Origin of the sequence: Devosia epidermidihirudinis, assembly GCF_000971295.1 — a bacterium.
In the GTDB taxonomy this organism is placed as follows: domain Bacteria; phylum Pseudomonadota; class Alphaproteobacteria; order Rhizobiales; family Devosiaceae; genus Devosia; species Devosia epidermidihirudinis.
Map to the genome: position 1 here is coordinate 254,721 of NZ_LANJ01000012.1, position 17,469 is coordinate 272,189.

Below are 17,469 nucleotides of genomic sequence, written 5' to 3' on the forward strand. Positions count from 1 at the left end.
CTTAAGCACTTTGTTTCCTGACGATAGCCTGCGGCTGCGAAATCTGGTGCAGCACCGCATCCTTGTTGCCGAACGCGACCTGGCGGCCATCACGCATGAACAGCAGTTTGTTGATGGCTGCGATCGCGCTCGGACGATGAGCAACCACGACGACGATCGAGCCCCGCTGGCGTGCGTCGGCAATCGCCTCGGTCAGCGCCTGATCACCTTCCATATCCAGATTGGAATTGGGCTCGTCGAGCACGATGAGGAACGGATTGCCATAGAGCGCCCTCGCAAGGCCGATACGCTGCCGTTGCCCCGCCGAGAGCGCAGAACCATGCGCGCCAATCCGGGTTTCGTAGCCATTGTCCAAGGTAACGATAAAATCGTGGACCCGGGCAGCGCGGGCTGCCGCAATGATGGCCTCGGTATTGTGGCTGGGATCAAACCGTCCGATATTTTCTGCAATCGTACCGTCAAGCAGCTCCACGGTCTGGGGCAGATAGCCAACGGCGCCACCCAGAACAGAGGACCCGAAATGGGCGAGTTCCGAGCCATCCAACCGCACGGCGCCGCGCAAAACTGGCCATACGCCAACCAGCGCACGGGCGATAGACGACTTTCCCGAACCCGATAGCCCGATAATCCCGAGCCCATCACCCGCTGCAAGGTTGAAATTGACCTCGGCCACGGCGGGAGGGCGCTGCAAATCGGCGCCCGTCGACATGCCTTCGACCGCCAGCACCTGGTTTGGCACGGGCAATTGGGTGGCACGTTCGGTCGGCACACTCAGCGCCAGCATACGCGCCAGACGCGAGGACGCCTGCCGGGCACTGACGAACCCGCGCCAGTGCGCGACCACCTGCTCGATCGGTGCCAGCGCGCGCGATGTCAGGATGGATGCCGCGATCATCAAACCGCCAGTGGCCTGCCCCTGAATGACGAGATAGGCGCCGACTGCCAACACTGCCGACTGGAGCAGATAGCGGACGCCCTTGGTAAGAGAGCTATAAAACGCGGTGCGATCGGAGGAGCGCTGCTGGGCATGGGCAAGCCTGTCTGCCGCATGTCCCCAGCGCTGGGTGACGGCCTGGAGCATACCCATGGCTACAATCGACTCGGCATTGCTTTCTGCATCATGCGCCAGCGCGGCGCGTTCGCCGGTTGCGGCCGTCGTCTCCAGGCCTGGCCGGCGCGAATGAAGCTCATTGATCACCAGCAAGCCTGCAATCACCACGCCGCCGGCGAGCGTGAATGCGCCGAGCAGGGGGTGCAGGAAGAACGCCAGAGCCACGTAGATCGGCACCCACGGGATATCCAGCAGGGATATCGCGCCCGGCCCCGACACAAAGAGGCGGACGATGTCCAGATCGTGCATTGGGTTCGGGCGACCATTATCGCCGCCGGAAAGTTTAAGGCGAACTGTCAGTGGAAAAAGCTGCGCGGCGAACCTGTCATGGATCATTCCGCCCAGACGAATCGCCATCCGCGCCCGGACCCATTCGATCAAGGCGTAGAAGCCATACAGCACCACCACGAGCGCGGTGAGCGCCAGAAGCGTATCAATTGAGCGGCTAGGCAACACGCGGTCATAGACCTGAAGCATGTAAACCGAACCGGTCAGCATCAGTAAGTTAGAGGTTACGCTTAGGGCGAAGAGAACAACAATCTGACCGCGCGCCAACCCAATAAGGTCGCCCACCGGTCTGTGTCCGATCTTGTGTTCATTTGGCTTCAAAAGCTCATCCTCGACTGTTCTTCTGCCCCTTTGCTTCGGGACGTTCGACCATCAAGGGGCAAAAAATGTTCCAATTGAGGACACGACTGCGCAGGTTAGCCATGCACAGTCACGCCGATTACGTCACCTCTTCTTCGCCCGTTCAAAAAATCATTGAGCGACAACGAGTAAATCGTTCGGTCTATATTCCGTCTGCGCAAGCCAATTTGTCGCAACCACTATAGCCCTGGCATCCATACGCCAACTAAATCTGTAGCTCCATTGAGAAATTGCTGGTGACCGGCGTCCTGATAACTTCGTCGCATAGATGATGGGGCGGAGCGCTAACTCGCTCGCATTGGCCGTTTTTTTGGGACAATCCAGATGCTGAAACAGGTTTCCCTTGGAGAGGGAGTGGTCATTCACCAACTCGACCTCGTCAACCTGTATGGCTGCTCGATCGGTGCAGGCAGCCGCATTGGCGCCTTTGTCGAAATCCAGAAAAACGCCACCATCGGCCAGAACTGCAAGATCTCCAGCCACAGCTTCATCTGTGAAGGGGTGACCATCGAGGATGGCGTGTTCATCGGCCACGGCGTGATGTTCACCAACGACCTCTATCCCCGCGCTACCACCGCCAACGGCGACGTGCAGGGCAGCGAGGACTGGACGGTGGTGCCCACGATCGTGCGCCGCAATGCCTCGATCGGCAGCAACGCGACCATTCTGCCCGGCCTCACCATAGGCGAAGGCGCCCTCGTCGGTGCTGGGGCAGTCGTCACCCGCGACGTACCCGCGGGCGCGGTCGTGGCAGGTGTCCCTGCCCGACCAATCGCAAAACCCATGCGCGACGAACAAAACAAGCAACACGGAAGGCTGCAACAATGATCGGCTTCGGCGTGATCGGCTATGGCTATTGGGGACCCAACCTCGTCCGCAATCTGGCGGAGATACCCAGCGTGGATCTGCGCTGGGTCTGTGATCTGCAAACCGAGCGGCTTGGCCGGCTGCGGCAACGATACCCGGCGGTGAACATCACCGAAGAATTCGAGCTGGTGCTTAATGACCCAAAGGTCGATGCAGTCGCGATTGCTACCCCCGTTTCCAGCCATTTCGCCCTCGCAATGCAGGCGCTCAAGGCCGGCAAGAGCGTGTTTGTGGAAAAGCCCATCACCTCCACTTCCGAACAGGCGGAACGCCTGATCGAGGAGGCGGACAAGCGCGGGCTGACAATCGCGGTCGACCACACGTTCATCCACACGGGCGCCGTCAAAAAGCTGCGCGAGTTGATCCGCAAGGACCTCGGCGAAGTCTACTATTATGACTCAGTCCGGGTGAACCTGGGCATGTTCCAGCGCGACGTCAGCGTGATGTGGGACCTCGCCGTGCATGATCTTTCGATCATGGATTACGTGCTCGACGCCCACCCCCGCGCCGTGTCGGCCACCGGCATGTCGCACATTGCCGGATCCCCGGAAAACATCGCCTATCTGAACCTGCACTTCGACTGCAAGCTGATGGCGCATGTCCACGTCAACTGGCTGGCGCCGGTCAAGGTCCGCCGCACACTTGTCGGCGGCAGCAACAAGATGATCGTCTATGACGACCTGGAGACCAGCGAAAAGATCAAGGTCTATGATCGCGGCGTCACCATCGACCCAATGTCGCCCAAGGCCGGTGAGCGCCTGAACCAAATGCGCATCGGGTACCGCGCGGGCGATATGTTCGCGCCTCAGCTCGATGTTACCGAGGCGCTCGGCGCCGAACTAGCCGAGTTCGTGGCCTGCGTCCAGCACGGCACCAAGCCAATCGCTGACGGCGAAGCGGGCCTTCGGGTTGTGCGCATTCTGGAGGCCGCCACACAGTCCATGGCCAAAGGCGGCGCTCTGGTTGAACTTGCACCGGAGCGGGTATTCGCATGATCCCGTTCCTCAATCTCAAGGCCCAATATGCGGCGCTGCAGCCACAGATAGAGGCCGCAGCGCTGGGAGTGCTCCGCTCGGGCCGCTATGTGCTCGGCGAGGAAGTGGCGGCCTTTGAAACCGAATTTGCCGCCGCCTGTGGTGCGCGCCACGCCATTGCGGTCAACACCGGCACCAGCGCCTTGCACCTGTCGCTACTGGCCGCAGGGATCAAGGCGGGCGACGAGGTCATCACCACGCCGTTCACATTTGTCGCGACGGCCGCCGCTATCCGCTACATTGGTGCACGGCCTGTCTTTGTCGATATCGACCCGAAGACCTTCACCATCGACCCCAACCTGATCGAGCGCGCCATTACCCCGCGCACGCGGGCCATAGTCCCGGTTCACCTCTATGGCCAGATGGCCGACATGGCGCCCATCCTGGAGATTGCCTCGCGGCATGGGCTGATCGTGGTGGAAGATGCCTGTCAGGCCCATGGCGCGAGCTATTTTGGTCAGCGCGCTGGCAGCATGGGCCTGTCGGGTTGCTTCAGCTTCTATCCCGGCAAAAACCTCGGCGCCTGTGGCGAAGGCGGCATTATCGTCACCAGTGACGACGAACAGGCGCGCCTCATGCGCATGCTGCGTGACTGGGGCCAGGATCGCCGCTATCACCATGTTCTGGAAGGCTACAATTACCGGATGGACGCCATTCAGGGCGCAATCCTGCGGGTCAAGCTGCATGAGCTGGACACCTGGACTGACGCGCGGCGCTATCGCGCCCGCACCTATACGCAACTGCTCGCAGGCGGCCCTGTAGATCTGCCGGTGGAGGCGGCTGGACGTCGCCATGTCTGGCACATTTTTGCCGTGCGCACGCCGGATCGGGACCAGTTGCAGAAGTTTCTCGCCGAAGAAGGCGTCGAGACCGGCCTCCATTATCCGGTGCCTGTGCACCTGCAGCCGTCCTATGCCGACCTTGGCTATGAACCTGGCGATTTCCCTTTGGCCGAGGCTGCCGCCAACACGGTGCTGTCCCTGCCGCTCTATCCCGAACTCAGCGTTCAGGAGGTCGAAATCGTCTCAAAACTGGTTCGGCAAAATGCCTATGTCGATTGAAAACATCCAGGCCAGTCGCAGCATTCCCTCGGTGCACGGCCGCCGCGAAATCGAGGCCGACGCGCCCTTCGAGGATGGGCTGGCGGAGTGGTTTCGCGACCACTATGGCGCAGTGGCATTGCATGACGCCTATGCGCGCTTTTCGTTCGGCGACGGCAAACTCGACGCCCTCATGCGCAAGGCAATCTGGAAATCCGCAGCCCGCAAATGTGGCCCCGGCCTTATGGTCGGCAGTCAGGCGGGCTTCAAGCACCTCGAGACCTTCGAGATCGGCGCCAATGTCTTCATCGGTACCGGCGCCTACCTGCAAGGGCGCTTTGACGGCACCTGCATCATCGGCAATCACGTCTGGATCGGCCCACACGCCTATTTCGACGCCCGCGATGTGATCCTTGGCGATCACGTTGGCTGGGGCCCCGGCGCAAAAGTGCTGGGGTCAGAGCATACCGGCACACCGATCAGCGAGCCGATCATTTCGACCGATCTTGAGATCAAGCCGGTCCGCATTGGCGCAGGCGCCGATATCGGCACCAACGCGACCATCCTGCCCGGCGTAACCATCGGCGAGGGCGCCATCATCGGCGCCGGCGCTGTCGTGACAACCGATATTCCGCCTTACGTCATCGCAGCCGGCGTACCGGCACGCGTGTTGCGGGCGCGCAAAGAGATTGACTGATCAAGGAGAAGCGACATGAACGGCAAGCGGGTTCTCATAACGGGCGGAGCCGGGCTGGTCGGCTCGCACATCGCCGATCTGGTTGCGGGGCAATCGCCCGCCGAGATCATCATCTACGACAACTTCGTGCGCGGCCGCATGGAGAACCTGGCCGAAGCGCAACGCGCGGGCCCGATAACACTCGTGCGGGGCGATATCCGCGACGTGGACCAGCTCGCCGCCAGCATGGAGGGGGTCGATATCGTCTTCCATCAAGCGGCCATCCGCATCACCCAATGCGCCGAAGACCCGCGCCTTGCCCACGATGTGCTGGCGACCGGCACGTTCAACGTGCTTGAAGCCGCAGTTGCGGCGAAAGTTGAAAAGGTCGTCGCGGCGTCGTCGGCTTCGGTCCTCGGGGCTGCCGATCAGTTCCCAACGACTGAACTGCATCACCCTTACAACAACCGGACCATTTACGGCGCGGCCAAGACCTATAACGAGGCCCTGCTCCGCAGCTTCAACGAGATGTATGGCCTGCGCTATGTCGCGCTGCGCTATTTCAACGTTTATGGCCCGCGCATGGATGTCTACGGCGCCTATACCGAGGTGCTGATCCGCTGGATGGAGCGCATCGCAGCCGGCCTGCCCCCCATCATCATGGGTGACGGTAGCCAGACCATGGACTTCGTTCACGTCCGCGATATCGCCCGCGCCAATATGTTGGCGGCGACATCGGATGCCTCGGACGCGGTCTACAACGTCGCCAGCGGCACCGAAACGAGCCTCAGCGATCTGGCGCGCATTTTGCTCAACGTCATGGGATCATCCCTGACGCCGATCCACGAACCCGCGCGCAAGGTGAACCCAGTCGCCCGCCGCCTGGCATCGACCGAGAAGGCGGCAGACGAGCTCGGCTTCCGCGCCGAAATCACCCTCGAAGCGGGACTTCGCGATCTGGTCGCATGGTGGCGCGCCAGCCGCGAAATCGAACGGAGCGACGTGGCATGAGCACCGCCGGACGCCAGATACCCGTCGCCAAACCCATCCTGGATGAACGCGAGGCAGAAGCTGCGCGGCGGGTGATCCTTTCCGGATGGGTCACGCAAGGCCCCGAAGTTGCCCAGTTTGAAAAGGAGTTCGCCGCCTATGTCGGCGCGCCCTATGCCTGCGCGGTTTCAAACTGCACCACGGCGTTACATCTTGCCCTGATGGCCGTTGGGGTGAAAGCAGGTGACGAGGTCATCACCGTCAGCCATTCGTTCATCGCCACCGCTAATGCCATCCGCTATTGCGGCGCCACTCCGGTCTTTGTCGATATCGAGGCCGACGGCTTCAACATCGACCCCGACCGCATCGCGGCCGCTATCAGCCCGCGGACCCGAGCCATTGTCTGCGTGCATCAGCTCGGCATGCCTTGTGATCTGCGTCGGATCGTCGAAATCGCCCGCCAGTATGGGCTCAAGGTCGTGGAGGATGCCGCCTGCGCGACCGGCAGCGAAATCCTCTGGGACGAGCAGTGGGAGCGCATTGGTCGCCCCCGCGCTGATATTGCCTGTTTCTCCTTTCACCCGCGTAAGGTGGTCACCACGGGCGACGGCGGTATGCTGACCACACAGAACGCCGACTATGACCGCTCCTTCCGCCTGCTCCGCCAGCACGGCATGACTGTGCCAGACACGGTGCGGCACAACTCGCAAAGCGTGATCTTCGAGACCTATGACGAGGTCGGCTATAATTACCGGATGACCGATCTGCAGGCAGCCATTGGCCGCGTTCAACTCCAGCGGCTGCCCGAAATCATCGCGACCCGCCGCCGGCTGGCCGCCCTCTACACGAGCCTGTTGCGTGACATTGCCGGCGTTGTCCCGCCCTCAGAGCCTGTCTGGGCTCGCAGCAATTGGCAGAGCTATTGCATCACCCTGCCAACCCACGCCGACCAGATCCAGGTTATGCAGTCGATGCTGGACAATGGCGTATCGACCCGGCGCGGCGTGATGAATTCTCATCTTGAGGCGGCTTATCGCAATCAGGATATGCATCGCAACGCGGGGTCTCTTGCCCGCTCCGCCCGGGCGCAGAACCGCTCGATCATGCTCCCGCTCTTCGTACAGATGCGGGACGATGAGGTGCAATACGTCGTGGAGGCGTTGGGCCATGCGTTAGCGCGTGTTCCCGAGCTCGCGTCCTAGCGCGGATCGGCGGCCAGCGGCTGGTGCCGCAACAGGAAGTAGACCACTGGCCGCAGCCCACTCGGCACCCAATGCACCGGCACCAGCCGCACCAACTGCCCCAGCGAGAACCAGCTCGCCAGCGCAGTTGCCACTAGCGCTACCAAAGTGCCCGGCCAGACTGGCAGCAACTCGACCGCAAGCAGCACCAAGCAGGTCAGCCCGACATACATGCCGATCAGCACCAGGTTCTCGCGCGAGAAGCGAAATCCCGTCAGCCGCCGAACCAGCAGGTAGATCACGCCACCGTGCCAGACATAGAGCCCGACAAAGGCAATGCCGGCGCCGGCCAGCCCCGCATAGCTCAACAATGCCCACGCCAGCCCGACTTGCACCACAGCAGCGGCCAGCTCCGTCCAAAAGAACATCTGCTGGCGCCCCTTGGCGACAATGACGAAGCCCATGGGCCAAGCAACAACGCGCAATAGCATGCCAAGGCAAAACCACCGCAGGATAGGCACGGCTTCAGTAAACTGGTGCGAATAGAACACCGTCATCACCAACGGAGAGAGCGCCAGCGTCGCCAGCAAGCCCGGCCCAGCCAGGAGGATGCTGATGCGCGACTGTTCATTGACCATCTGGTTGCTCGCTGCATGGTCATGGGAGACAGCCGACAGGTGCGGATAGAAATCCGTGCCCATCGCCTGAAGGATGACCCCCACGTAAATGCCGCCCAAGGCCCAGGCCGCCTGATAATTGCCCGCCGCGTCGACGCCGAGCTGTTGGACGATCAGAATACGGATGACGAAGGCGGATCCAGTGGTCAGCAGTGCGCTCGCCATGAACGCGAAGCCCAGATTGAGCAGCAACCTCGTTTCATGGGTGAAGGCGCTGAAATCGAGCCGCACCGCAGGCAGCGCTATCTTTCGGCAGTAGAACTGCGCCGCCAACCAGCTTGTCAGCGCAACGGCCAACAGCGACGGCACCACCCCCGCCTCGCCCAGAAAATAGACCAGGGGAATGGCAACGACCGTATTGAGCACCGCGCCGACCACCGTCATCCGCGCCAGATCGCCGACGCGCCTATTGCCTTGAATGATCGCCGTCGGGGCACCGGCGAAAATGCGAAACAGCACAGCCGCTCCGAGCAGCATGACGCCCGATGCCCTGGCCTCGGTTCCAAAAGACAGGGCCGAGATCGGTGCGGCAAAAGCCAGCAAGACCCCCGCGCCCAGCAATCCCAATATCAAGGAGGTCAGGCGCAGCACTTTGGCAATACGGGCGATCTTTTCGACGTCACCCGTCGAGACCGCCACCGCCACCTGTCGTACGCCGCTCGACTGCACCCCGAAGCCAACGAGGCTCACCGTGAGATCGGTGATGACATTGTAGAGCCCGAACAGCCCTACCCCAGCAGGCCCAAGCAGCACGGCCAGTACCTTGAGGCGCACAACCGACATGGCGATGTTGATGATCTGTGATGCGCCGATCAGCGACGTAGAGCGCAGGATCTGCCCATAGCGGGATTCCGCCCTAGTCGCCTCGATCTTGTCGTCGCTCACGGAATTTCCCAAAGGCTGGACCATTGTGGCACCTTCGCAAAGGCTCGCCAGACCAACAATCAGCCAGACGGGCCAAGCACTTTCGCGGGCTAGCTCATTTTATGGACCGGCTTTGGCTGGCTGCACTGTGACCAGCCCGGCCAGCAAGCCGGGCAAGGCCTCAGCCCGGATCACGATGAGATGCCGCGCTGGCCAGGGGCGGTGATTGAGAACGGAGGCCTCATCGAACTCAGTCACCTCGAAAAGGCTCTGCTCGCCCGGATGATAGTAGAAGCAGCGATAGCCCAAGGCCGCGATGGTCGCATAGTAAGGCAAAGACGCGAGTCCCAGCAGCAGGATAAGAATATCCACCCTGCCCTCCGACAGCGTGCGCATGGCACCATCGAGCACGGCAGGCTCGAAACCAGCCACATTGACCTTCAGCACATTAAGGTGAGCGATCCCGAGCACATCGAGCCGCGCATCGAGCGTGTTGAGGGTGACGATCTCGGTGTTACCGTGCTCTGCCTCGTCACGGACCAGCCCACTATTCCAGGTATCGGAGGTGGTCTCAAACTGCGCCGTGCCAGCATGGTCGGCGAGCGCTTCATGATGGATGGCAACCCGACCCTCAACACGATTACGTGTGATGTTGCGTCGCAGCGTCGCTACGTTGGCGCTGCTGGGTTCGAAGGCGTGCACAAAGGCATCGGGTAAGCATGTCGCGGTAAAGGCGGTGAACTGGCCAATGGCCGCACCAACGTCCACGACCAGCCACCCCGGCCGAGCGACACGCTTGAGGAAGTCGAACTCAGGATCAATAAAATCTCCGAATATCATTAGTGTCGGCGGAAACTGACGCGGATAGTCGAATTCGAGGACTGGCCCCGACCGAAGATGTACTTCAGACCGGTCCGGGCGGCGCATCCGGATACTGAAGAAGCGGCCCAGACCGGCCAGCGAAGCAGCGGGCCCAACAACCCGCAGCCCCCAGCCAAACTTGTCACGCGCGGTCTGCAATCGATGCAACATAGAAGATGCTGGCACCACGACGCTCTCCCATCGCCAAACCCGCCATACATCGGCGGTCAGGGAGATTTATCGCAAAATACCGTCGGCCCCGACTGCCTGTTTGACGTAACCGACCACTGGCAGATGTAGCGGGGTAGACCAGTCTGGACGGCCCTCGTGATTTTTCACGAGTCACGGCTCTGTCACGCGAGGTGTGGTGAGTAGTCATGGCAGTTGAACTAAATATGACTAATAACACATCGATCGGGGAGAAAATGTCAGAAGCAATTAGCTCAGTCGCAGAACACGGCATCTACGCCGTTTGGAATGTACCACCGTCACAGGACGCCGCAGGCCGCGATGGCATCCTCATTCTGGCCGACACAGGCGTGACCTTTCAAAGCCTGCTACGCGCCGCCCAGGAGTGTTTCCCTCGCGTTGGAGTCACGCTGGCAAACCAGTTGCCCGATGATGACGAGGCAGAGTTCGAGCCGCGCCTCATCCTTCTGGACGCCTTCGCGTTCCGCAACATCCCCGGCGTCATTTCGCAATGCCGGGAACGCTATCCTCACGCCCCACTGGCTCTACTGGTGGAAAGCGGATGGAACGAAGACCCTGCCCTCCGTGCCGTTGTCGCTGAACGCGCAATTCAGGGAATGGTGCCGTTTAATCTGCAGATCAATGTGTGGCTGGCCACTATCTGGCTACTGCTGAACGGCGGAGAATACTTCCCCAGCATCCTGACGCCACGGTCAGCCGCTCGGGGCTTTCTCACCCGCCGCCACCAGCCAAACGGATCGGACGACGGTCCCGGCCATCAGGCGGGCGTCCTCTCAAGCCGGGAAGCCGAAGTGCTCGAACTCATGTCCGACGGCCTCCAGAACAAAATCATAGCCGCCAAAATGGACTTGTCCGAACACACAGTGAAAGTTCACGTCCACAATATCATTCGCAAGCTTAACGTGCACAACCGCACCCAGGCAGCAGCCGTGTTCCGGTCATTGGATCGTCGGAGTGGCTACGAGATCTCTCAACTCAACACCGCCCCTGTCGTCGCACGGGCTGTGTAAATGACTATCAAGAAACAAATATCGGTTCGGGCTAGCAAACCCCCGGACCGATACGACGTGAATTCATAAATCAGAGACTGATAAAGATTCATACAAGCAGCTTTTGACCGACTACTGCTCATCCGTCGCGCACGATGGATTTTTTTGAGCGAAAACGTGATTTGTCAATCAATTCAGCGACATATATATTTCATCACCCGCAACTTTTTGCAGCAAGGTTCATTGTCTGAATGGATTGCGCGGTGACTGAGGTCAAACGCGTGCGTTAACCATATCGGATCATCATGTACGTGATCGACGGACGGACAGCTCAGGTTTCAATCCGGGTCCTTGGAGATTGCCACGTATCTTCCTCGGGTCGCTTAATCACACCCCCATTCAGCTTTCTGCGCATCCTGACATTTCTGCTTCTTGAGGGGCATGGTAAACCGGTAATGCGGCGCCGCGTTGGCGGGCTGATATGGTCGGACTATGGCTCAGAACAGGCGAGCGCCGACATTCGCCAGGCTGTGGCCCGGATCAGGCGTTTTCAGGAAGATCATCACTTCCAGCTCCTCTCCGCCGACGCCAACATGGTCTGGCTCAATCTTGACCAGAACATCTATTTCGATCTGGCCGAATTTGTCGACCACATCGAAAACCCCTCCCCCAAAGCATGGCTCCGCCTGTGCGAAATCTATAACGGTGATCTGCTGGAATCTGTGCGGACGGCAGGCGAAGGCTTCGAGGAGTGGCTGGGCTATCAACGGTCAGCGCTGCGCTACAAGTTCATAGGCGCGCTGTCGCAGGCGGTGCTGCTCGATAGCGGCCTCAATAGCCATGATCGCCACTTGTGCGCCTCGCACCTTCTCCAAGTCGACCCTTACCACGAGGGCGCCCACCGTGCTTTGCTGTATGACGCGGCGTCTAAAGGCCAGTTCTCACTTGTTCGTCAGCTTTTCGAGGAGAGCAGTCGACGGTTCCGTTCAGAACTTGGCGTTGAGCATGAGGAAGAAACAGTCACGCTCTATCGGCGCTTGATCAGTCGACCGACGGTCGCCTAGAACCCAATATTAGGCGCGCTCCGCAGCCCCCAGCAGATGCACAATAAAAACTCACATTTTGGAAATCGACGCAAAACAGCGATCGCCACAAATCAAAGCGAATCACTAAACGTTTCTCACGCCTCGACTATATATTTATCCCCCTCAGTTGCGCCCGCTAATCCCTAAAGATTAAGATAAATCATTGGGGGGCTCTATACGTATGAACGCGAACGCTATCGGCGTACGCGGCATCGTGATGGTGCTGTGGCGTCGAATACGCATAATCGTGATCACTGCGTCGAGTATCGTTCTGATTGTCGGAGCGATCACCTTATCTCTCGCGCCCTTATACTCAGCAACCGCCCTCATTCTGGCGGAAGCCCGCGACAATGACTTGCTGGAGTCTGGTATACAGACCGACAACGCGCTGCGTGATAGCGCCCGCATTGATAATGCGGTGGAGATACTCAAGTCCGACACACTATTGCTGAACGTGATCGCATCCGAGGACCTGACGAGCGACGCATATTTCATGAGGCCGTCGTCCCTGGTCGAGCACCTGCAAAGCCGACTGGAAGGGGCGCCTGCAACCGCCCATGACTTAGAAGGCCGCGCGCTGTCCAATCTGCGCGCGGCCTACACGATCCAGCGGCGGGGTCTGACTTATGTGATCGCCGTCCGAGCGCGCTCCCCCGATCCGGATCAGGCGGCGCGCCTCGCCAACACCTTGGCGCAATCCTATATTTCCCAACAACATGCCAATAAGGTCGCCGATATTCAGGCAACGCAGGTCGCGATTTCGGATCTGCTCTCACAGGCAAGCACCGCCCTCGATGCCAGCCAGAGCCGATACGCCAGCCTCGAGCGTTCGCAGCTCGATCTGATGCTCAGAACCTCGCCGCAGCCTTTTGACCAGGCGCCAGGATTAGAGCTATCCGCGGGCAGCCGAGACGCCCCTGCCCCTATCAAAACGCAACTGACCCTTGATGCAGCGCGCGACAAGTTCGCCCGGCTGCAGGCTTTGTCGGACGAGCTGACGGCTCAGGCCAATCTGCAGGTGGACGACAGCCGGATCGTTTCCCCCGCACTCGTTCCGACAACGCCCAGTTTCCCGAACAAATCGACCACGATGGTGCTCGCCGGGCTCGCGGCGCTGGGTATCGGGATCGCCGCCGCTTTTCTCTACGAGAATGCCTTCGGTGGTATCACCAGTCTGACGCAGCTGCAGGGCGCATTGCAGACGGGCACAGCGGTATCGATTCCACGTCACAGAGGGAAAGGCGGCCGGGACCGCACTACTTCCCCCGCTTTCGTAACTGCCATCCGTCGACTGCGCGCGGAGCTTGACCCCACCGTCCCTACCGCCAACCAGCCCCAAGGCCGCGTCGTGCTGGTTTGCTCCACTAAGGAGGGGGAAGGCAGGACCACCGTTGCCCTGGCAATGGCCCGCTCCTACGCGGAAACAGGGCATAGAGCGCTACTCATTGACGCCGATCTCCGCGCACCAACATTGCACCGTCGGCTCGGGCTTGACCTGCAATATGGCCTGCTGGACTTCCTCACGGAGGATAGCGTTGAGCACAAGGCCCCGTTCGTCATCGGGGACCCTGCCTCCACCGCACTGGTCATCACCAGCTCACGCGCCGCCTTGGGTTCCACCGAACACCTGCTGTCCGGCCCTGCATTCGCGGGCCTGCTGAATGCCGCGCGCGGGGCCTTTGACGCGGTGATTATCGACACTCCACCTGTCAATACTGACATCGCCGCTGTCTTGCTGGCCCGCCATGCCGACGCCATCGCGTTCGTGACCCGGTTCGATCAGGTAGCACAAGCGGATGCGGCGGGCACAGTTTCCAGCCTGCGCCATGCAGCACCGCCAACCACGGTCTTTGCCGCAGCGCTCAATCACTCAAACAAAGGCAGACAGCGCGTCCGACACGTCACCGCCCGGCCGCCAAATCGCGAACAATACGCAACGACGACGAGGGACGCATGAGTATTGGCAAGGTCGCCCTGATCACAGGGATAACGGGACAGGACGGCGCCTATCTGGCGCGGCTACTGCTGGAAAAGGGCTATGTGGTGCATGGGCTCAAGCGCCGATCCTCATCGCTCAACACCGGCCGCATCGACGACCTGTACGAGGACCCGCATCTCTCCAATTCCGCCCTTACCCTGCACTATGGCGACATGACGGACTCCAGCAATCTGATCCGAATTGTCCACGAGACGCAGCCCGATGAAATCTACAATCTGGCGGCGCAAAGCCATGTTCAGGTGTCGTTCGAAACGCCCGAATACACCGGAAACGCCGATGGCATGGGCACGGTGAGACTACTGGAGGCGATCCGTATTTTAGGTCTGAGTGGCAAGACCCGCTTCTATCAGGCGTCGACATCGGAACTCTATGGAGGCGCAGGCAATGCGCCGCAAAACGAGAACACCCCGTTCCAGCCACGCTCGCCCTATGCCGCAGCAAAACTCTATGCCTTCTGGATGGCCGCGACCTATCGGCGCGCCTATGGCATCCACGCGTCCAACGGCATCCTGTTCAACCACGAAAGCCCCTTGCGCGGCGAAACCTTCGTCACCCGCAAGATCACCCGGGCCGTGGCAGCCATCCACCTTGGGCGCCAGCAAAGACTCTATCTCGGCAATCTCGACGCCCGGCGCGATTGGGGCCATGCGCGGGAATATGTGCTGGGCATGTGGCTGATGACGCAGCAGGAGACAGGCGACGACTATGTGCTGGCCACCGGCACGTCCACCACCGTCCGTACCTTTGTCGAATGGGCCTTTGATGAAGTTGGCACTGCCATCGAGTGGCGCGGCAGCGGTGCAGCTGAAAAGGGATACGACGCAGTTACTGGTCAATGCCTGATCGAGGTAGACCCGCGCTACTTCCGCCCAGCGGAGGTCGATCACCTATTGGGGGACGCAACAAAGGCAAGGAAGAAGCTGGGCTGGGCGCATCACACCTCAGTGCGCGACATCGTGCGCGAAATGGTCGAGGCAGACGTGAAAGCCGCACGGTTAGGAGGCGAAAATGTTTGACCTCCGGGGTAGATCCATCTGGATCGCCGGGCATCGCGGCATGGTGGGCAGCGCATTGGTGCGCCGGCTGGCTGGCGAAGGCTGCACTATTCTCACGGCAGAGCGCAGCGTTCTCGACCTAACCCGTCAGGGGCAGGTTGAAGATTTTCTGGCGGAGGCAAAGCCCGACGCCATAGTGCTCGCCGCCGCCAGGGTGGGCGGCATCCACGTCAATGACGCTTACCCCGCCGATTTCCTGGCCGAAAACCTTGCAATCGAGACCAATGTCATCGCCGCAGCCCACCGGTCGGGCGTCGACCGGCTGCTGTTCCTCGGCTCCTCCTGCATCTACCCGAAGCTGGCCGACCAACCCATTCGTGAAGACGCACTGCTGACCGGGCCTCTGGAGCCGACGAACGAATGGTACGCGCTGGCCAAAATCGCCGGGCTGAAACTGGCGTCGGCATGTCGCAAGCAGTATGGCCGCAATTACATCGCGGCTATGCCCACCAACCTTTATGGCCCCGGAGACAATTTCGACCTATCCACCAGCCATGTCGTCCCGGCGCTGATGCGCAAGGCACATGAGGCAAGGCTGGCAGGTGCGCGTCAGATCAAGATCTGGGGCACCGGTACGCCGCGCCGCGAATTCCTGCATGTCGACGACTGCGCCGACGCCTTGGTCTTTCTGCTCAAGACTTATGCGGGGGAAAGCCACATCAATGTGGGCTTTGGCCAGGACATCAGCATCCTCGCCCTAACCGAACTGATTTGCGGCATCGTCGGTTTTGAAGGCCGGATCGTCCACGACCTGAGCAAGCCCGATGGGACACCGCGCAAACTGCTGGATTCCAGCAGACTGCGCGCTACCGGGTGGGCGCCAAAACTCAAGCTGCGCGATGGCTTGGCGGCGACATATGCGTGGTTCCTCGAACATCAGAACGAGGCGGTGGCGGCATGAAAATCCTCATCGTCGGCCTCAACTATGCGCCTGAACAGGTTGGCACCGGCATTTATACAACCGGCATGGCTGAAGCGTTGGCAGCGCGAGGGCATCAGGTACGGGTCATTGCCGGGCAGCCCTACTTCCCGGCCTGGCGCGTGTTCGACGGCCACTCTCGCGTCTGGTTTGGCCGTGAGCTTCGCAGCGGCGTTGCGGTGATACGAGTGCCGCATTACGTGCCGCAGAAGCCGACAGGTATTCGTCGCGTTCTCCACCATCTGAGCTTTGCCGTTGGGGCAATAGTGCCGACGTTCGCGATGGCTTTGAGCGAAAAGCCCGATGTCATACTGACCATCGCGCCGTCACTGTCCTCGGCCCCGCTCGCCCTTTTCGCAGCAAAACTGTGCGGCGCTAAAACCTGGCTTCACGTCCAGGACTTCGAGGTCGAGGCCGCCGTTGCTACCGGCCTCCTAAAGGACGGCACGTGGGCGAACCGGTTGGCCAAGACACTCGAGCGGCGTCTCGTGGCAGCGTTTGATCGCGTCAGCACGATCTCCCCCCAGATGAGCGGCAGACTGCGCAGTCTCGGAGTTCCACACAGGCGCATCGTCAAATTCCGTAACTGGGCCGACCTAGGGGCGATCACTCCAATGAAGGCCCCTTCACCCCTCAGGGCAGAATGGGGCATCTCCACGCGGCACGTCGCACTCTATTCCGGCAGCATCGGCCACAAGCAGGGCATTGAGGCCATCATTCAAGCCGCCCGGCGTCTGCAGAACCGGATAGACCTCACGTTTGTCGTCTGCGGTGATGGCCCAACGCTCCCGGCCCTTCGGCGGCAGGCCGCGGGACTTGGCAACGTACAGTTTAGGCCCCTGCAGCCACATGAGCGCCTCAACGACGTTCTGGGTCTCGCGAGGGTCCACCTGCTACCACAGCGCGCGAGTGCGGCCGATCTGATGCTGCCTAGCAAGCTCAGCAATATGCTGGCATCCGGTCGCCCGATAGTCGCGACAGCCCATCCGGGTACGGGGCTCGCCGAGGAAGTGCACGGATGCGGCCTTCTGGTGCCGCCGGGAGATGATATCGCCCTCGCAGCAGCCGTTGAGACCCTGCTCGACGACACGCCACTGCGGGCCCGACTTGGTGAAGCCGCACGATCTCGCGCCGAACTGCGATGGAATGGCGAAACTATTCTGGACGGGTTCGCCAAACGACTTGAAGCCCTTGCTGCGCCCTCGCCTCACGGTGCTCCCATCCGCCATCTCAAAGGTGCGCCCTGAGCACAAAGAGCCTGTT

15 protein-coding genes are annotated in these 17,469 nt (G+C 60.8%); 12 read left to right on the forward strand and 3 right to left on the reverse strand.

The window, feature by feature from the left end; translation table 11 throughout:
• Nucleotide 1: 1 nt before the first annotated feature.
• A complete protein-coding gene (locus WH87_RS08195) occupies nucleotides 2-1,684 on the reverse strand; it encodes a type I secretion system permease/ATPase (RefSeq protein WP_281175176.1) in 1,683 nt (560 codons plus the stop codon).
• A 399-nt stretch (nucleotides 1,685-2,083) separates the two neighbouring features.
• Between WH87_RS08195 and WH87_RS08200 the strand changes: the two genes are divergently transcribed.
• From WH87_RS08200 to WH87_RS08225, 6 genes are read left to right on the forward strand one after another with little or no spacing between them, the layout of a single operon-like run.
• Nucleotides 2,084-2,587 (forward strand): acyltransferase, encoded by a 504-nt coding sequence (locus WH87_RS08200; RefSeq protein WP_046140363.1) that lies wholly within the window; start codon nucleotides 2,084-2,086, stop codon nucleotides 2,585-2,587.
• Nucleotides 2,584-3,621: a Gfo/Idh/MocA family protein gene (locus WH87_RS08205; protein ID WP_046140364.1), complete on the forward strand. Its 1,038-nt coding sequence runs from the start codon at nucleotides 2,584-2,586 to the stop codon at nucleotides 3,619-3,621. Before WH87_RS08200 ends, WH87_RS08205 begins: the two co-directional genes overlap by 4 nt.
• Nucleotides 3,618-4,721 (forward strand): DegT/DnrJ/EryC1/StrS family aminotransferase, encoded by a 1,104-nt coding sequence (locus WH87_RS08210; protein ID WP_046140365.1) that lies wholly within the window; start codon nucleotides 3,618-3,620, stop codon nucleotides 4,719-4,721. The genes WH87_RS08205 and WH87_RS08210 overlap by 4 nt, the downstream gene beginning before the upstream one ends.
• Complete coding sequence (locus tag WH87_RS08215; RefSeq protein ID WP_046140366.1) at nucleotides 4,711-5,397, forward strand: acyltransferase; 687 nt, start codon at nucleotides 4,711-4,713, stop codon at nucleotides 5,395-5,397. The genes WH87_RS08210 and WH87_RS08215 overlap by 11 nt, the downstream gene beginning before the upstream one ends.
• Before the next feature lie 15 nt (nucleotides 5,398-5,412).
• Nucleotides 5,413-6,387 (forward strand): NAD-dependent epimerase/dehydratase family protein, encoded by a 975-nt coding sequence (locus tag WH87_RS08220; protein ID WP_046140367.1) that lies wholly within the window; start codon nucleotides 5,413-5,415, stop codon nucleotides 6,385-6,387.
• Complete coding sequence (locus WH87_RS08225; RefSeq protein ID WP_046140368.1) at nucleotides 6,384-7,568, forward strand: DegT/DnrJ/EryC1/StrS family aminotransferase; 1,185 nt, start codon at nucleotides 6,384-6,386, stop codon at nucleotides 7,566-7,568. Before WH87_RS08220 ends, WH87_RS08225 begins: the two co-directional genes overlap by 4 nt.
• Here WH87_RS08225 and WH87_RS08230 read toward each other — a convergent pair.
• A complete protein-coding gene (locus WH87_RS08230) occupies nucleotides 7,565-9,109 on the reverse strand; it encodes an O-antigen translocase (protein ID WP_245622333.1) in 1,545 nt (514 codons plus the stop codon). The two genes, WH87_RS08225 and WH87_RS08230, sit on opposite strands and share 4 nt — an antisense overlap.
• A gap of 99 nt (nucleotides 9,110-9,208) precedes the next feature.
• Complete coding sequence (locus WH87_RS08235) at nucleotides 9,209-10,135, reverse strand: FkbM family methyltransferase (protein WP_210165689.1); 927 nt, start codon at nucleotides 10,133-10,135, stop codon at nucleotides 9,209-9,211.
• A gap of 191 nt (nucleotides 10,136-10,326) precedes the next feature.
• Between WH87_RS08235 and WH87_RS08240 the strand changes: the two genes are divergently transcribed.
• The 6 genes from WH87_RS08240 to WH87_RS08265 all read left to right on the forward strand — a co-directional run bounded on the left by WH87_RS08240 (nucleotide 10,327) and on the right by WH87_RS08265 (nucleotide 17,453).
• Nucleotides 10,327-11,169, forward strand: a complete 843-nt coding sequence (locus WH87_RS08240) for a helix-turn-helix transcriptional regulator (RefSeq protein ID WP_082092568.1) — start codon at nucleotides 10,327-10,329, stop codon at nucleotides 11,167-11,169.
• A gap of 284 nt (nucleotides 11,170-11,453) precedes the next feature.
• Nucleotides 11,454-12,212 (forward strand): AfsR/SARP family transcriptional regulator, encoded by a 759-nt coding sequence (locus tag WH87_RS08245; RefSeq protein WP_082092569.1) that lies wholly within the window; start codon nucleotides 11,454-11,456, stop codon nucleotides 12,210-12,212.
• Between the two features lie 202 nt (nucleotides 12,213-12,414).
• On the forward strand, nucleotides 12,415-14,190 hold the full coding sequence (locus WH87_RS08250; protein WP_046140372.1) for a tyrosine-protein kinase domain-containing protein: 1,776 nt from the start codon (nucleotides 12,415-12,417) through the stop codon (nucleotides 14,188-14,190).
• Nucleotides 14,187-15,248 carry a GDP-mannose 4,6-dehydratase gene (gene gmd / locus WH87_RS08255; RefSeq protein ID WP_046140373.1) on the forward strand — a complete coding sequence of 354 codons (1,062 nt, stop codon included), beginning with the start codon at nucleotides 14,187-14,189 and terminating at the stop codon, nucleotides 15,246-15,248. Before WH87_RS08250 ends, gmd begins: the two co-directional genes overlap by 4 nt.
• On the forward strand, nucleotides 15,241-16,188 hold the full coding sequence (gene fcl, locus WH87_RS08260) for a GDP-L-fucose synthase (RefSeq protein WP_046140374.1): 948 nt from the start codon (nucleotides 15,241-15,243) through the stop codon (nucleotides 16,186-16,188). The genes gmd and fcl overlap by 8 nt, the downstream gene beginning before the upstream one ends.
• The gene (locus tag WH87_RS08265; protein ID WP_046140375.1) at nucleotides 16,185-17,453 is read left to right on the forward strand and encodes a WcaI family glycosyltransferase; all 1,269 of its coding nucleotides are present in this window, start codon (nucleotides 16,185-16,187) and stop codon (nucleotides 17,451-17,453) included. The genes fcl and WH87_RS08265 overlap by 4 nt, the downstream gene beginning before the upstream one ends.
• The last annotated feature ends 16 nt before the right edge of the window (nucleotides 17,454-17,469 follow it).

Bases quoted from the DNA above. Each gene is read 5' to 3' on its own strand.
- WH87_RS08200 (WP_046140363.1), top strand. From the start codon at position 2,084: ATGCTGAAACAGGTTTCCCTTGGAGAGGGAGTGGTCATTCACCAACTC.
- WH87_RS08205 (WP_046140364.1), top strand. From the start codon at position 2,584: ATGATCGGCTTCGGCGTGATCGGCTATGGCTATTGGGGACCCAACCTC.
- WH87_RS08210 (WP_046140365.1), top strand. From the start codon at position 3,618: ATGATCCCGTTCCTCAATCTCAAGGCCCAATATGCGGCGCTGCAGCCA.
- WH87_RS08215 (WP_046140366.1), top strand. From the start codon at position 4,711: ATGTCGATTGAAAACATCCAGGCCAGTCGCAGCATTCCCTCGGTGCAC.
- WH87_RS08220 (WP_046140367.1), top strand. From the start codon at position 5,413: ATGAACGGCAAGCGGGTTCTCATAACGGGCGGAGCCGGGCTGGTCGGC.
- WH87_RS08225 (WP_046140368.1), top strand. From the start codon at position 6,384: ATGAGCACCGCCGGACGCCAGATACCCGTCGCCAAACCCATCCTGGAT.
- WH87_RS08240 (WP_082092568.1), top strand. From the start codon at position 10,327: ATGGCAGTTGAACTAAATATGACTAATAACACATCGATCGGGGAGAAA.
- WH87_RS08245 (WP_082092569.1), top strand. From the start codon at position 11,454: ATGTACGTGATCGACGGACGGACAGCTCAGGTTTCAATCCGGGTCCTT.
- WH87_RS08250 (WP_046140372.1), top strand. From the start codon at position 12,415: ATGAACGCGAACGCTATCGGCGTACGCGGCATCGTGATGGTGCTGTGG.
- gmd (WP_046140373.1), top strand. From the start codon at position 14,187: ATGAGTATTGGCAAGGTCGCCCTGATCACAGGGATAACGGGACAGGAC.
- fcl (WP_046140374.1), top strand. From the start codon at position 15,241: ATGTTTGACCTCCGGGGTAGATCCATCTGGATCGCCGGGCATCGCGGC.
- WH87_RS08265 (WP_046140375.1), top strand. From the start codon at position 16,185: ATGAAAATCCTCATCGTCGGCCTCAACTATGCGCCTGAACAGGTTGGC.